The organism is Flavobacterium cupriresistens (genome assembly GCF_020911925.1).
Lineage (GTDB): Bacteria > Bacteroidota > Bacteroidia > Flavobacteriales > Flavobacteriaceae > Flavobacterium > Flavobacterium cupriresistens.
Genome location: NZ_CP087134.1, coordinates 4,022,634 through 4,039,382, shown reverse-complemented (window position 1 = coordinate 4,039,382; position 16,749 = coordinate 4,022,634). Strand labels below are relative to the sequence as shown.

Sequence of the window (16,749 nt, the reverse complement as noted above, 5' to 3'; positions counted from 1 at the left end):
TGTAATCTCTTACTATTTGAATAGACTCCAGCTTTAACTTAATGTGATTAGGTTAAGATGTTTTTCATGCAGATTTTGCGGGTTAAGCGGATTTTTTTTATTTCAATCCGCTAAAATCTGCGTGAGACTTTTTTTGACAATCCTACTAACTTGTTCGATTTTAGAGATAAGAGCACTAGCAACTTGAATTAATTACAAAATACGATAGCACCTTATAAAAAAATAATAGCTTAATTCAGCAACAGATGATTAATAGTAAAATAACTTATACCGAAAATAAAACCATAACCGATATCGTTTTTGTCAAAACAATTCCCGGTACAGGTGTATTCGAACTCCGTCCATTGGATTTAGAGACCGATATGCCACTATTGCATGACTGGGTAAACCGCGATTATGCAGTTTATTGGGGAATGAATGGATTTTCTTTAGAACAAGTGTACGATTCCTATCGGGAGATTCTTCAAAAAACCGCTGTCTATATGGGCGTTTTTAATGGCGTTACTTCCTTTTTATTAGAATGTTACAATCCGGAGGAGGATAGCATTGGAGAATATTATGATGTAAAAGAAGGAGACAAAGGAATGCATATTTTAGTAGCGCCTTTTGAGAAACCAATTAACAGTTTTACATGGTCGGTTTTTACGGTGATTCTTGATTTTATTTTTTGCGACGCCAATAACCAACGTGTCGTTGTAGAACCGGATGCAAGGAATCATAAAATTCATTTATTAAACAGAAAAGCAGGATTTGTATTCGAAACCCTACTTGAACTGCCACATAAAAAAGCACATCTTGAATTTTGTACCCGTGAAGATTATTATAAGGCTTTGCAGGCTGTTTAGGTCTTAGTTTTCAGTCTCAGTCTCAGTCTCAGTCTCAGTCTCAGTCTCAGTTTTCAGTTTTCAATCTACATTTTACATTTTTGATGTACTTATTGTCTATCTGAGTGGGGTCTAAAAGTTTTACGAGGGCTTCGACTTCGCTCAGCCTGACAGTTTTGGTTTTCGGTTTTTAGTTTGCAGTCGCAGTTTACAGTCGCAGTTTATAATTGTGACTGTAAACTGCGACTGTTTTGTTTTATGGTTTAACTGTGAAACGATCAACGCAAAAACCTGTATGGTAACAAAAATCTTGCAGAGGCGCCAAGTTTTTTTGGAAATACTTTTTAAATACTTAAAGTTCATGTGGGGAAGTAAAAATCTCGCAGAGTCGCAAAATCGCAAAGTATTAATGAAAAAACAGAAAAAAAACTTAGCGGCTTGGCGTCTTTGCGAGATCGTCAAAGCGAGAAGTTGGAAAATTAGGTATTTAAAAAGCTGTGGCGAAAAAGTATAAGATCTGCTACTGCTAACAAAAGAAATCTAAAAATTATTCCACAACTTTTGAACTTGATTCGAAATTACATAACTACAAGATATTTGTTCCTCCACAACAATATGTCTTGATCCCTTATATGGTTTAAATACATTTTCACTTAATCTTTTACTTTTACACCCGATCGTGTAAACTGTGAAATGTAAGTTGAGGCGGAAAACTGCGACTGCCACTGAAAACTATAATTACCATAAACCTTGCGGTTAAAAAAACAACCACAAAGTTTGCAACGATAACATTAAATTGACAATAGCATAAAAACTTGTTAAGAATTTCTTAAAATCAAAAAGTTAACCAATAGTAAAATATTTACAACATTTGCACTGTAAAAATTTACTAATAGTAACTATTTGATTAACCAAATGAAAAACTTAAAAACGTTAATGATTGTATTAATGATGTTCTCAACATCATTAATTGTTGCTCAGACAATCCCTTTTAAAGGAAAAGTGATTGATGAACTTGGTCTGCCATTACCCAGCGCCTCTGTTCTGATTAAAGGAACCACTACTGTTGTAAACACAGATTTGGATGGTAATTTTGAAGTGAAACTACAAAAAAGTAGTGAAATCCTGGAAATCTCTTTTTTAGGATATGTACCGGTTAATTTTATTACTGCGGGTAAAACTTCGGCAGTAATTACTTTAAATCCTGATTCTCAAAAATTAGACGAAGTGGTCATTACTGCTTTAGGAATCAAAAAGGAAAAGAAAAGATTAAGTTATTCTGTTCAGGAGGTTGAAGGAGATTTAACTAAAGGAAGGGATGCGAATGTAATGAAATCACTTTCGGGAAAAGTTTCAGGTTTGGTTGTGGCTTCTTCTTCTGAATTTTTTACCAGTCCTAAAATGTATTTGAGAGGTAAAAGTCCGTTGGTTGTAGTCGATGGTGTACCGTTGGGAACAGACACTTGGAATATTAGTCCGGACGATATTGAAAGCATCAATGTCTTGAAAGGATCAAATGCAGCAGCACTTTATGGTTCTGTAGGTGGAAATGGTGCTATTCAGATAACCACTAAAAGAGGTGCAAGCAATAAAAAAGGATTTGTGGTCGAATTCAATCACAACTCAATGATCCAGGGCGGTTACAACGCGGTTCCTAAAACACAAAACGCTTATGGACCGGGTTCTTATGGAAATTATGCTTTTGTTGACGGTAAAGGAGGAGGAATCAATGATGCCGATTACGATCAATGGGGACCAAAATTCGACGGACAGTTAATTACACAATACGATAGTCCGCGTGATGCAAACGGAAAACTAATTGCAACTCCTTGGACGGCAAGAGGCGCTAACAACTTTGATAATTTTATGGAAGATGGTTTGCTGTCTACCAGCAATTTATCATTGTCTTCTAATTTTGATAAAGGAAATATTCGTTTTTCATTATCAAAAACCTATCAGGAGGGAATCAATCCTAATACGAAATTGAATATTTACAATTTCAATTTAAGCGGAAGATACAATTTGAGTGATAAAACCTGGGTAGATGCCAGCTCAAACTTTAATTTTCAAACCTCACCGAATAATCCAAATGTACAATACGGACCTAATAGCTATATCTACAATATGCTGATTTGGGGTGGAGCTGATTATGATGTCCGAGATTTAAGAGACTACTGGCAAAAAGGAAAAGAAGGCATTCAACAAAAAAACTTCGAATATACCCGCTACAACAACCCTTACTTTATGGCTTACGAATGGCTGAGAGGGTACTACAAGAATGATTACTCAGGTCAAATAAGTATAAACCACAAATTCAACGACAGTTTCTCTGCTTTGATCAGAACCAATATGGTGGTGAGTAATTTGTTTCAAAATGAAAAATTTCCTTATTCCATGTCTACTTATGGAAGAGAAAAAGCAGAAGGAGATTACAAAGAACAGTACGATTACAGGTTTAAAAGCTACTCTGATTTTATGTTGAATTACAATAAAACGATTAAAGATTTTGAGGTAAAAGCAACTGTTGGAGCTAATATTAATATTGATAAATACAGAAATTCCGTTGCATCCACCAACTATTTAAAAATACCGGGATTGTATACTTTAAGCAACACCCAAACCCCAATGCAGCCAACGAGTTACAACAGCCATTTTGAAACCAACAGTTGGTACGGCTCAATGGATTTGTCTTATAAATCGTTTTTATTCCTTGGAGCTACCGGAAGATTTGATACCGACTCGAGACTACCGGAACAAAACAATACGTTTTTCTACCCATCAGTTGGTTTAAGTGCCGTTATAAGTGAAATTATAGATATTCCTTTAGTCGATTTATTGAAAATCAGAACCTCGTATGCCAAAGTAGGTGGTTCTTTAGACATCTACAGCAATCTGGATACCTACCGTTTAAGAGATCCTTTTACTATTGGAGGAACAACTTATAATGCTGCTTATGTGGGTGAAATTCTGAACAATGCAAAACTGGAACCTGCTTTCAACTCTTCAAAAGAAATAGGAATAGAAACCAGAATGTTTAAAAACAGATTTGGTTTTGATGTTACCTATTATCAAAATACAAATGGTCCTCAAATTTTTGACTTAAAATATTCTGAAACTACAGGTTATCAGGGAAGCAAACAAAATGGTATTACAACACAGACAAAAGGTATTGAGGTAGCGCTGTTTGTGAAAGCTGTGAAGACGACCAATTTCAATTGGGATTTCAATGTGAACTGGTCTACTTATAAAGAATACTTAAAAGAGGTTTACGCCGGCATTCAAAATAATGGCTTAATTAAAATCGGAGATCGTGTTGATGCTTTTTATATCAATGATTTTATGAGAACCAATGACGGAAAATTAATTGTAGGTAAAGACGGAAAACCGCTTGTTAATTCGTACCAGACCAAAGTAGGGTACAAAGCACCGGACTGGTCTATGGGAATCACGAATAATTTGAGGTATAAAAATGTGGCTTTGAATTTTACATTTGATGGTCGCTATGGTGGGAAAATCGAGAACTACGTGAATCAGAAAATGTGGCAGAGTGGAAGACATGTTGATAGTAATACACCAGAAAGAGCCAATGATGTAAAAGGAATAAAATCTTATGTTACCGATGCTGTAGTGATTACAAGCGGACAATTGATCACAGACGGTCAGGGGAATGTGATTACAGATACCAGAACTTTTGCGCCAAACACGACAAAAATGTTTTATCAGGATTATGCAAAATCGTATCACGGTAATTATGCAGCGAATATTATTGACAAGACGTTTTTTAAACTAAGAGAAGTGAGTCTGACTTACAGTTTGCCAAATTCTTTCCTGAAAAAATCATTTATGAGTGCAGCTTCTATTTCATTGATTGGTCGTGACTTGTTTTATTTCTCAAAAAATAAAAATATCGACTTAGATCAGTTTTTAGACGAGAGTGCTTCTCCGCTGCAAACACCAACAGTAAAAAGTTACGGTATCAACTTAGACCTTAAATTTTAATCACAAACAAAAATGAAAACAATACAACACTATAAAAGCGTACTACTTCTTGCAATGGTTTTTATGCTGGGAGGTTGCACCAATTTTGAAGATCTGGCAGACGATCCCAATCGTGCGACAAGTGTACCACCTTCGATGTTATTGACCGAAGTTTTAAGAGTCATGAATAATGTAGATGACGAAGGTCCGTGGTCAGGTGCTCAGAGAGACAACCAGTTTTGGGCCATCTCTTTTGATTATTATGGAAATCAGGATTACAACTGGGGTTCAGCATCCTTACGTTACACCACACTGTCTAATGTTCAGGCCATGGAAAAAGAAGCCGGAAAATTGGATTCAAGAAACAAATACGGAGCATTGGCTAAATTTTTCAACGCCTACTTTTTAGATTATATGTCTAAAAGAATGGGGGATATTCCAATGTCTGAGGCTTTACAGGCCAAAAACAACAACCCGATTACAAAACCAAAGTACGACACCCAAAAAGAAGTGTACACTGAGGTTTTAAGACTTTTGGATGCTGCAAACGATCAAATCACTGTAGCAAAAGCAGAAATTGGAACGACAGCCGTGCAAGGAGATTTTTTATTCAAAGGAGATTTAGACAAATGGCAAAGAACGATCAATACTTTTCGTCTGAGAGTACTAATCAGTCTAAGTAAAAAAACAGGAGAATTAGATGTTGCCAGTCAATTCAATAAAATAATAAGCAATCCGTCAAAATATCCGTTGATGGAAGGAATCAAAGACAATATGACCCGTTATTTTTCAGATGAAACGGGGAATAATTACAAGATAAATCCCGGTAACTATGGTTTTAACAGAAACAGAAATATAATGGGAGGGACGTATTTGAATATTCTAAAACAAAATAATGACCCTAGAATTTATAAAGTTGCCGATCCTGCCTCTTTTTATTATAAAGCCAATGACCCTCTGAATTTGAATGCTTACATCGCCGCCAATACAGGTGATGAGCAGGGTTCTATGCAAGTAGCTTCCGATCAGGGGAAATTATCGTACCCAAATGAAAAGAGATATTACAGCAATTATATTGGTGAAGCCTACATTCTAATCGGTTATTCCGAGCAACAATTTGCAATTGCGGAAGCGATCAACAGAGGATGGATTAATGGTGATGCGGCAGCGTATTACAATCAGGGGATTAAAGCTTCCATGGAATTTTATGGAGTTGCCGCTGCCGATGTCACTACTTTTTTAAACCAGAGCATTGTAGTGTATCAAGGCAATAATGCAACAGGTTTGGAACAGATTTTAACGCAAAAGTATGTAGCGTTTTTTCAAAACTCAGAGAGAGAATCCTATTTCAATTACAGAAGAACAGGTATTCCGAAATTTGATGTTGGACCGGCAAATAAAAATGGCGGTAAGATTCCGACACGTTGGAAATATCCGCAAAGCGAATTCGAAACAAATTCCGAAAATGTAACGGCAGCTTTAAAGAGTCAATACGGAGGAACAGATGATATTAATGCTGTAATGTGGCTTATTAAATAGAAATTCTGATAAAAAATTGTTTAACACATAGAAACATAGAGTCATAGAATTGAAATCGTAAAAGGGAAGATATTTAAAGAAAATCATGATTTTTTTCACATAGTCTTATGTGATTTATGTAGAGTGAAACGTCTTTTTCCAGCGGTTTAAAACTATGTCTCTATGTGTTAAAAAAAAGCAATAAAAAGTTATTTACCACATAGAAACATAGAGATATAGAATTGAAATTGTAAATGGGAAGGTATTTCAATAAAATCATGATTTTTTCACATGGTCTTATGTGATTTATGTAGAGTGAAACGTCTTTTTTCAGCGGTTTAAAACTATGTCTCTATGTGTTAAAAAAAAACTAACCGCCAACGAGTTAAGTTCTATAAAAACAAAATCAATAATAATGAAAAAATCAATAATAATTTCGAGTGTCGCTTTTCTAAGTTTTTTTAGCGGAAACGCGCAACAAAAAGAAGCCGTAAAAAATCCAAAAGTAGTAGTAATCACTTTAGACGGATTTCGCTGGCAGGAATTGTTTACCGGCGCAGACCAGAAATTGGTAGCCGAGAAGAAGTATGTAGAAGACACAACCCATTTAAAAGAAAAATTCTGGAGAGCTACACCCGAAGAACGAAGAACCGCATTAATGCCTTTTTTCTGGAATGAAGTAACCAAAATGGGACAATTGCACGGTAACAGAAATCAGGGAAGCGATGTAAATTTAACCAATACCATGTGGTTTTCGTATCCGGGGTATAACGAAATATTAAGCGGAGTTGCCGATGATGTGCGCATTAAAAGCAACGATAAATTCAACAATCCCAATACAACGGTTTTAGAGAAAATAAACAGACTACCGAAATACAAAGGTAAAGTAGCCGCTTTTGGAAGCTGGGATGTGTTTCCGTTTATTGTGAACGAAGAACGTTCGGGAATTCCCGTAAATGCAGGTTTTGAGGAGGCTAAAGGAAAAAATCTTTCTGCAAGAGAAACTTTCTTAAACGAATTACAGTCCAAAGTACCTTCTCCTTGGGATTCTGTTCGATTTGATGCTTTTACTTCTAACTACGCCTTAGAATACATGAAAAAAGAACATCCGGAATTGATCTACATTTCTTACGGAGAAACAGATGATTTTGCACACGATGGGAATTATCAAGCCTACTTAAATTCAGCTCACGCCACAGATGGATTGATCAAACAACTTTGGAATTATACTCAGAGTGATCCTTTTTATAAAAACAATACCATTTTTATCCTTTCAACAGATCATGGTCGTGGTTCTGAACCATTGGACACCTGGAGAAGTCATGGTTCTAAAATAAATGGTGCCGATCAGGTTTGGCTGGTTGTTTTTGGTAATGGCGTTCAGGTTTTGGGAGAAGTAAGATCAAAAGAACAATTGTACAGCAACCAAATCGCACCTACTGTTTTGCAACTTTTAGACAGCAAAGCAAAAGACACTGAAATGAAAGGGAGCGCTTTACCGATCCTTAAAAAATAGTAGGAATGAGTAAGAAAAAATCAGATATTTCTTTTGTACTTACGGCTTCACTGGCTGCTTTCGGAGCGTACTTTTGCATGTATGCTTTTAGAAAACCCTTCAGTGTAGCCACTTTTGAAGGACTGGAAGTATTTCATATTGATTACAAAATCCTGTTGATTATTGCTCAGGTTTTAGGTTATGTGCTTTCAAAATTTATCGGTATAAAGGTTATTTCAGAACTAAAAGCGAAAAACAGAGTGTTTTATCTTTTAGGTTTAATAGGAATTGCAGAAGCAGCTTTAGTATTATTTGCGCTAGTTCCCAAACCGTATAATATTTTGTGCATGTTTATCAACGGTATTCCATTGGGGATGATTTGGGGCATTGTTTTTTCTTATTTAGAAGGAAGAAAATTTACCGAAATACTGGGAGTAGCGTTAAGCACAAGTTTTATCGTTTCCAGCGGAGTAGTAAAGTCGACCGGTTTTTTTGTAATGGAGTCCTGGGGGTTTTCACCCTTTTGGATGCCGGCCATAACGGGTTTAATTTTTATACCGCCCTTGTTGTTTTTTGCCTGGTTGTTAGAGAGAATTCCAAAACCAACAGCAGAAGATATAACGTTGCGATCAAAACGCATTCCGATGAGCAGTAAGGATCGCAAAAAAGTAGTCCTGAAGTTTTTGTTCCCGATCACCCTTTGGATTTTGTTTTATACGTATCTAACGGCTTTTAGAGATTTTAGAGACAATTTCGCAAGAGAATTGTGGGACAGTATCGGTTATAAGGGAGATACATCGGTTTATGCCAGTTCAGAAGTAATTGTGGCGGTGATCGTATTGTTGGTTTTGGGCGCTGCTTTTTATTTTAAAGACAATATGAAAGCCTTGTTTTTCTATCATATATTATTGATAATTGGCTCATTGTCTATTGGGTTTTCGACGCTTTTGTTTCACTTCGGAACTATAGGCCCTTATTATTGGATGGTGGTCTCCGGCTTCGGATTGTACATTTGTTACGTACCTTTTAACAGCCTTTTTTTCGATAGATTTATAGCTGCTTTCAAAATAAAAGGAAATGCAGGATTTCTAATTTATCTGGCCGATGCTTTTGGCTATTTGGGGAGTGTTTCGGTATTGTTGTATAAAAATTTCGGACAATCAACTTTGTCCTGGTTGAATTTCTTTATAGACGGAGCCTATATAGTGGCCGCTATGGGAGTGTTAGTTAGCATTGGTTCTATGGTGTACCTCACTAAAAAAAAGAACAAGAAGAAAAAAGAAAATGTAAAATACAACCCGTTAGGCGTGATTCAAAAGTCGACTAACGAGTTCGAAAATAATTTATTTTTAAATGAAAACAAGATATGATTTAATAGTTGTGGGAGGAGGGGTTTTAGGAACTTTTCATGCTTATCACGCTTTAAAAAAAGGATTAAAAGTGGCGGTTATCGAAAAAGATAAAATGCCTAAAAGTGCTACTATTCAGAATTTTGGACAAGTAGTACCGTCGGGTATGGATTCAAAATGGCAAGCTTATGGACGAGAAAGTCTATTGATTTACAAAGAAATTCAAAGCCAATTTGATATTTCAATCAGACAAAACGGCTCAGTTTATCTGGCTTCCAACGATGAGGAAGTGCAACTTATAGAAGAGCTGGCTGAAATAAATAAAGGGAATGATTATCAGTCCAATTTGTTGACTAAAGAGGAATGTCTGAGTAAATATCAGGGTTTACGCTCGGATTATGTAAAAGCAGGTTTGTTTTTTCCTGATGAAGTAACGGTAGAGCCAAGAACTATGATTTACCGACTTCAGGAATATATGCAGCAATTTTTGGGTTTAGAATTAATTACCAATACAGCAATTGTAAACTGCGAAAACACCGATGCCGGTGTAACAGTAGAAAGTGCCGCAAACGAAACTTTTTTGGCCAAAAAGGTGATTATTTGTAATGGCAGTGAGTTTAAAACGTTATATCCGGATTTGTTTTTCAAAAGTGATATTGAAGTTTCAAAATTGCAAATGTTGCAAACCAAACCACAAGCCAATTACAAGTTAGACAGCTCCATTTTAACCGGATTATCGATTAGAAGATATGAAGCTTTTTATGAATGTCCTTCGTTTAAAGCCATTAAATCCAAAGAAGATGCAGATTCTTTAGAAAAAAAATGGGGCGTTCATATTCTCTTCAAACAGGCAATGGATGGTTCTGTGATTTTGGGAGATTCACACCAATACGCTACCGCAGCAAACAGTGATGATCTGGGGTTTAATCTGGATATGGATATTGATAATTTTATGATACAGGAGGCAAAAAAGATTATCGATTTGCCGACTTACGAAATTCAAAACAGATGGTTCGGAACCTATTCTCAATGCAAAACCAAAGATGTTTTTGAGCACACTGTCGGTGACAATATTCATATCATTACCGGAATTGGAGGAAAAGGAATGACGGGGAGCGCCGGATTTTCAAAAGAGAATATTACTAAAATTTTTAACGTATAATAATGAAACAAAGAATAGAATTGGTGGTCTTTGATATGGCCGGAACAACTGTTGATGAAGGAAATGTAGTCTACAAAACAGTGCAAAAAGTAATTAATGAAGAGGGATTTATAATGTCATTGGAAGACGTTTTAAAACACGGTGCAGGTAAGGAAAAATACCAGGCGATAAGAGATATTTTAACAACCTGTACAAGTATAACAAATGTGAAGAGTGTGGCTGAAAAAGCATTCGCTAATTTTAAGATTGCTTTAGAAAAAGCATACAATGAACTGGACGTAAAAACTTTTGAAGGCACAGAAGAGCTGTTCAAAGATTTACAGGCCAATGATATAAAAGTGGTTTTAAATACAGGCTATGATAGCATTACAGCTAATAAATTACTGGATAAACTCGGCTGGAAAGTAGGAGTGACCATTGATGCATTAGTAACTGCCGACGATGTTAAAAACGGACGACCTGACGGCGATATGATTCTAAAAGCGATGGAGCTTATGGGGGTAAATGATCCTTTGAAAGTCCTAAAAGTAGGCGATTCGGCTATTGATATTGAAGAAGGAAAAAGTGCCCATTGTGGCATGACAGCGGGAGTTTTGACTGGCGCACAGACCCGTGAGCAAATTCAGGAAGCTGCTCCTACTTATATCGTTGAAAGTTTAAAAGAATTAAGAGTTATACTCTTATAATATATTGTGTTTATTTTTTTTTGAACTCTTCCTTTATTTCAGGTAAAGGAGGAGTTTTTTTGTTTTTACTTAAAAGTTGTTGTGATGACTCTGATAAATACTTTTTGGAGAGTATGAAAATTTTTATAAAGTTTTTCCTGGTTTTATGATTGTATTGTAAGAAAATTTATATTTTTGTTCAAAACAAATAACGGAAGAAGTAATTAAACGGTACGGACTGATTTCAATCTGTAGTGTATCCTGTTGTTTTGTTTTTTCCGTTGTGTAAATTTTTTAAATTATTATTTAGAACTTATGATCACAGTAGAAAAAACAATTTGCGAAGGGCAAAAAATAAGCCTTGTTCGTATACTTAGAGACATAAAGAAGAAAAACCAGGTTCAGGCTTTAGAAACAGTACTATCAGCTATAGAAAATGATGTACCAATAGAGAAAGAAAAACATCTTGAGAGTGTTAAATCTTTTGGCGTAAGTATAGAAACGATAGAGTTTGTCGAAGAGAAAACCACAATGAACCACAACATCACTTTTGCTGAAGCGGTTGAAATCGCTTTAATCATGATAGCGGTAATCGGATTATATCTATTTGCCGTTTTAATTCTTTTGATAAAATAATTTAGGCACTAGAATGAAATCGCACGCAGATTTAGCAGATTTAGCGGATTTGCGCCGTCTGTTCGCGATTGTTCTGGTAACGAATTTTTTTATCAGTTCTATTGTAAAAATCTGCCAGATCTGCTAAATCTGCGTGATAAAAAAGAACAATAAACCAAGAATGCGAAATAGAAATAACTCTTTACCAGTAGCCTAAAAAAGTATTACATAGAATTAAATTGACCCCTACAGATCAAATCCTTTTAATATGTGACAAAAAATAATTAGAGTCAATTGACGAAATACTAAACGAAAATAGCACGCAGATTTAGCGGATTTTGCGGATTTGCGCTGTCTGTTTGTTATTGTTCGGGTAACGGATTTTCTTATCAGTTCAATTGCAAAAATCTGCCTAATCTGCTAAATCTGCGTGATAAAAAAGATAAAAATAATCATGAACATGAAACATAAAATAGTTTTTACCAGTAACCTAAAAAATTATTAGATAGAATTAAATTGCCCCTACAGATTAGATCCTTTTAATCTTTTTAATCTGTGGCAAAAAATAATTAGAGCCAATTCGTGAAATTCGTGGCAAAAAAAGATCAAGAAAACTTAAGACTTGATTCCGTTTTTAATCTCTCTGGGTATTAAAAAAGAAGTATAATACCAACATTTTGGCAGTTGTTGTACTGCGATTTACAGGAACATGCGGAATTCTACCGTCAAAAAAGATCGAATCTCCTTCTTTTATCAATACTTCATCATCGCCTATGATATACACACATTCGCCCGAAAGCATGTATTTGTATTCGTAAGCATCCGTTTCGACTTTTTCTCTTTGTGAGTTTGGTTTTACTTCTAATAAAACAGCTTCAAATCCGATAGAGGAAAGTTGTTTACCAAAGATATATTGATAAGTAAAACCTTTTGCATCATCTTCTTTTTCGATAATGGAATTTTCCTCGGCACGGGATACCATATAATTTTGCCCCGAGGGTTTAGGCATTCCTTCAAAAAAGGCCGAAACTTCAATTTCTAATGCACTAATGATATTTAATAAAACAGGAAGGGAAGGAATTGTTCTTCCGTTTTCAATGCGCGATATTAGTCCATTACTAACTTCGGCAGCATTGGCAACGGTGCTAATTGTTTTTTTACTGTTCTTGCGAATGTCTTTTATTCGTTTACCAATTCCAATTAAATAATCATCCATTCTTTTTGTATTTCTTACGAATATGCAAATTTAACTTGAATTAAAAAAAAATAATTCGTGCTAGTTGGTGCAGGATGACTATATTTTATTCTTAAGAGTTTACTATTTGTAATTTTTGTATTGAATCTTAGTGGAACTGTTTTACCGGATCAAATGCAAAACCTGTGGCGTAGTAAAAAAGGAATGCGAAAATTTAGTTTGTCTAAAACATACATACCTCGTTTATACAATTACACTCTCCAGTTTGTCCTTTCGACGAAGGAGAAATCGCATCCAACATTCGACAAAGATTAGCGTTTTTCTTTGCGGAATTTCTTGTGTGATTTCTCCTTCGTCGAAATTGACAAGACTACAGAAAATAAGGCATGAGATTTCGATGATATAACTAGTTAAGCTTTTATTTTTTTTACCGCAAAATAGCAGATCAGAACAAATACAAGCCACAGCAGATAAACGGTAGCTAAAGAGTAGCCATAATTAAGTAATGGACTTTTAGCACCATACGAAGCAGTTGTTATGACCATATTTTGCAATGGTTTTCCATTAAAAAACAACCAAGCCATAGCCGCTAGATGTATAATAAGTGTACTGAAGAGATAAGTAAACAAAGGAAACTGTCCTAAAGTAAAAAAGAATTGAGCGACTCTGTTTTTCCAGTTTTCGGCATAGGCCAGAAACAGAAAAATTGGACCAAGTGTAATTGCGAGAAATTCCAGTGAAGCCGGATACTTTGTAAGATTGAAAAACGATAACACGCTCAGGAGTGAAGAACTTCCTGTTTTCCAGGGGATAGATTCTCCGTAGCCATTTAGGCCTCGCAACACAAAGAATACCGCTATCAGAATAAAACCACTGTACAACAATACCTTTTTTCGAAGTACAGGAGAACTTTCGGATCTGCAAAAGAACCCCCAAAAATACCCCAATAATAAAACACCCAACCAAGGAAGTAAGGTATAATTTACGATGTATAAACTCTGATTATGAGGTATAAATTTTTGTTGGTGTAACAAATACCAAAGGATAGCATTTGGCGAATCTCCTTTCATTTGTATAGAATCTAATACATGATGACCGATTAGAATAATTAAACTGATCCCTAAGATCCAATTTCTGTTTAAGTATTGCAAACCCGCCATAAAGTATAAGCATAACCCTAATGAACCGATGATAAAAACACCAATCGTGCGGTAATAAGGGTCAAACGTATACAAGAAATTGTTTATGAAAATTTCAATAAGGATCAGCACACTGCCCAACTGGAATAAAGGCCATATATTTTGTTTTTTTGTCTTTTTACCCATCCACTGGAATAATTCGATACCGGCTATAAAAAATACTGCCGGCGCAAAATAATGGGATATAAATCGCGTAAAAAACAAAGAGAAAGTAGTATGATCCAAATCTGCCGGATTGGTGTTCCAGTAATGGAAAAACAATCGGGTATGATCCAGAATGGCAAAAGTCATAATTACCCCCAACAGTATTCTACGGGATTGGAAAGTGCGCTGATCGATAGAATCCATTTAATTAAAATTTATAGGTAAAGTTGATCATAAAATTGCTCGGCTTTTGCGGACGTGCATAATAACCGTCACTTACCCAATATTGTCTGTCCAGAATATTGTTGGCTTTAATACCAATTCGATACTTCGGACGGTTGTAAAACAAGGTTGCGTCAAGAAGATTATAAGAAGAAAGGGTAAAGGTATTGGTATTGTCAATAAAGGCATCTGAAACATAAGAATTTCCTATTCCCATTCCTAAGCCCTGAGCCTTACCTTTCACAATAGTGTAACTTGCCCAAAGATTAACGACATTTTTTGGAGTACCTGCCGCTCTTTTACCCGGTGCACTAGCAGTTGATTTTGTTAACTCATTGTCATTATAACCGTAACTGGCTACATAGTTGAAACCTGAAAAAGGTCTTCCTATAACTTCAATTTCAACTCCCTTGCTTTTTTGTGTTCCGTCTTGTATAACAAAAGTTCCTTGTGGAGTAACTTCATTTCTCAAACTATTAGTGACATCAATCTGGTAATAACTTACAGTCGCATTGATTTTATCGGAGAAATCTAATTTAACACCACCTTCCAGTTGTGCGGCTTCCTGAGGTTTGAAAACAGAAACTGTTTTGTCTACCTGAATTTTTGGAGCTATGTTTTTAAAACCATTCATATAATTTCCAAAAACAGATAGTTTGTCTTCCAGAATTTGATACACCAGACCGAATTTAGGAGAGAACGCAGTTTGATTGTAGTTACCAAGAGTTACACGAGATTTTGTATTTGTTGTACCATCTCCAATATAACGATCGACACGTAAACTGGCCATAACTAAAAGTTGGTCTGTTACGTTGAAAACATCTGAAGCATAAACACTATAAGTAGATTCTTTTGTCTGGTTCTGACCTGTGTTTCTTTTGGCTAAAATAGATTCAACATCCTCTATTCTAATTACAGGTGTTGCACCTAGATCATCCAAATTTGCCGGTTCAAAAACCTTTCCTGCATAACCTAGTCCGTCGTATCGGGTAGATCTAAAGCTGGATAAATAGTCAAAACCAACTACAAGTCTGTTTCTGAAATTACCGATTTTAAAATCTCCTGTAAAATTTTGCTGGAAGTTTTTTCTAACATCCTTTTCGTCGGTGAATGTTCTAAGGATACGATCGACAGAGGATTTATTTTGCCAGATGAAGTCAAAAATATAGAGGTCGTCGTAATTCCCCGCACCGTAAGCATATCTGGATTGAGAAGTCCATTGATCAGAAATTTTATATTCTGCGTCAAGTAATACATTGGTAGAACCTTGTTTACTTACGAGAGAGTTATCGTTAAGTGAGATACGGTAATCGAGATTAAGATGGTTGAAACTGTTTACGCCTAATGTTGGTGAAACCATCCATCCAGCCGGAGTAATTCCCTGCATACTTTGGAAATCAGCATTCAACGTAAATTTTAAACGATCGGATACCTGATAGGTAATGCTTGGTGCAATAAGTAATGTAGTACTATTGCCCTGATCCTGAAAAGTGTTTTCGGTCTGACGGGCAACGTTTAACCTCACGAATAAACCTTCCGCATCTTTAACCGGAGTATTGATGTCTAAGGTCATACGACTCAGGTCCCAACTTCCCATTGTATAGGCAATTTCACCTCCGAAATGGTCATAAGGTCTTTTGGTGATATAATTTACAAGCCCTCCAAATGAGGTCATTTGTGCCCCGAAAAGTGTAGAACTTGGTCCTTTATAGGTTTCCACACGTTCTACAGCGGCAAGATCTACACCTGTACGCAGATAAGTCGCCATCCCGTTACGGAAATTTTCACTCGTTTGAAAACCTCTCGAGAAAAAAGAAGGCATTCCCGCTCCGGTTTTTGCAGGGGCAGCTCCCGGAACATTTCTAAAAGATTCTTCGACCGTTAAAGCCATTTGTTCTTTAATAAGTTCCTTGTCTACCACACTATAAACCTGTGAATTTTCCAGATTTTTGATTGGAAGTCGCGACACATATTCACTGTTCTTTTTAGAAGTGATTTTGTATTTGTTTCCGACAATAAAAACCTCATTTAAGGATTCAGCATCAGCGGTAAGGGTAAAGTCCAGAATAATTTCTTCTCCTGTATTTAGGGTTACCGTTTTTGTCTGAGAGGCTAATCCCATAATACTTGCTGTAACGGTATTTGTTTTAGAAGTAAGCTTATCAAATACATACCAACCGTCCTTATCTAATTTAACACTGTATTTTCCATTTAGGCTAACGGTGCCGTACAGCACTTTTTTTCCATCTTCGGTCATAACCTGACCTTTGATGGTGCCGGATTGGCTTTGTTGCGCTTGTGTATGTAAGGACAATAAAAAGAACACAGCAGTAAAGAGTAGGGTGGGTATGTATTTGTTTAATGTTGTAAAATAATTCACGAA

11 protein-coding genes are annotated in these 16,749 nt (G+C 35.9%); 8 read left to right on the top strand and 3 right to left on the bottom strand.

Features of this window, described 5'->3' with window-relative positions:
* The first annotated feature begins 245 nt into the window (after positions 1 to 245).
* The 8 genes from LNP23_RS17090 to LNP23_RS17055 all read left to right on the top strand — a co-directional run bounded on the left by LNP23_RS17090 (position 246) and on the right by LNP23_RS17055 (position 11,627).
* Positions 246 to 845 carry a GNAT family N-acetyltransferase gene (locus LNP23_RS17090; RefSeq protein WP_230002109.1) on the top strand — a complete coding sequence of 200 codons (600 nt, stop codon included), beginning with the start codon at positions 246 to 248 and terminating at the stop codon, positions 843 to 845.
* An 894-nt stretch (positions 846 to 1,739) separates the two neighbouring features.
* Positions 1,740 to 4,823: a SusC/RagA family TonB-linked outer membrane protein gene (locus tag LNP23_RS17085; protein WP_230002108.1), complete on the top strand. Its 3,084-nt coding sequence runs from the start codon at positions 1,740 to 1,742 to the stop codon at positions 4,821 to 4,823.
* Between the two features lie 12 nt (positions 4,824 to 4,835).
* Entirely contained in the window at positions 4,836 to 6,341 is a 1,506-nt protein-coding gene (locus LNP23_RS17080) for a SusD/RagB family nutrient-binding outer membrane lipoprotein (protein ID WP_230002107.1), read from the top strand.
* A gap of 394 nt (positions 6,342 to 6,735) precedes the next feature.
* Positions 6,736 to 7,836, top strand: coding sequence for a sulfatase-like hydrolase/transferase (locus LNP23_RS17075; protein ID WP_230002106.1), 1,101 nt, complete (start codon positions 6,736 to 6,738; stop codon positions 7,834 to 7,836).
* 5 nt (positions 7,837 to 7,841) lie between these two features.
* Positions 7,842 to 9,185 carry a DUF5690 family protein gene (locus LNP23_RS17070; protein WP_230002105.1) on the top strand — a complete coding sequence of 448 codons (1,344 nt, stop codon included), beginning with the start codon at positions 7,842 to 7,844 and terminating at the stop codon, positions 9,183 to 9,185.
* A complete protein-coding gene (locus LNP23_RS17065) occupies positions 9,169 to 10,326 on the top strand; it encodes a TIGR03364 family FAD-dependent oxidoreductase (RefSeq protein WP_230002104.1) in 1,158 nt (385 codons plus the stop codon). Before LNP23_RS17070 ends, LNP23_RS17065 begins: the two co-directional genes overlap by 17 nt.
* 2 nt (positions 10,327 to 10,328) lie before the next feature.
* Positions 10,329 to 11,012: a phosphonatase-like hydrolase gene (locus LNP23_RS17060; protein WP_230002103.1), complete on the top strand. Its 684-nt coding sequence runs from the start codon at positions 10,329 to 10,331 to the stop codon at positions 11,010 to 11,012.
* A 294-nt stretch (positions 11,013 to 11,306) separates the two neighbouring features.
* Positions 11,307 to 11,627 carry a hypothetical protein gene (locus LNP23_RS17055; protein ID WP_230002102.1) on the top strand — a complete coding sequence of 107 codons (321 nt, stop codon included), beginning with the start codon at positions 11,307 to 11,309 and terminating at the stop codon, positions 11,625 to 11,627.
* Between the two features lie 613 nt (positions 11,628 to 12,240).
* Here the strand turns inward: LNP23_RS17055 and LNP23_RS17050 are convergent.
* The 3 genes from LNP23_RS17050 to LNP23_RS17040 all read right to left on the bottom strand — a co-directional run bounded on the left by LNP23_RS17050 (position 12,241) and on the right by LNP23_RS17040 (position 16,746).
* Positions 12,241 to 12,822, bottom strand: a complete 582-nt coding sequence (locus LNP23_RS17050; protein ID WP_047777391.1) for a helix-turn-helix domain-containing protein — start codon at positions 12,820 to 12,822, stop codon at positions 12,241 to 12,243.
* A gap of 389 nt (positions 12,823 to 13,211) precedes the next feature.
* On the bottom strand, positions 13,212 to 14,348 hold the full coding sequence (locus tag LNP23_RS17045) for an acetyltransferase domain-containing protein (protein ID WP_230002101.1): 1,137 nt from the start codon (positions 14,346 to 14,348) through the stop codon (positions 13,212 to 13,214).
* A 4-nt stretch (positions 14,349 to 14,352) separates the two neighbouring features.
* Positions 14,353 to 16,746, bottom strand: coding sequence for a TonB-dependent receptor (locus tag LNP23_RS17040; RefSeq protein ID WP_230002100.1), 2,394 nt, complete (start codon positions 16,744 to 16,746; stop codon positions 14,353 to 14,355).
* Between the last annotated feature and the right edge of the window lie 3 nt (positions 16,747 to 16,749).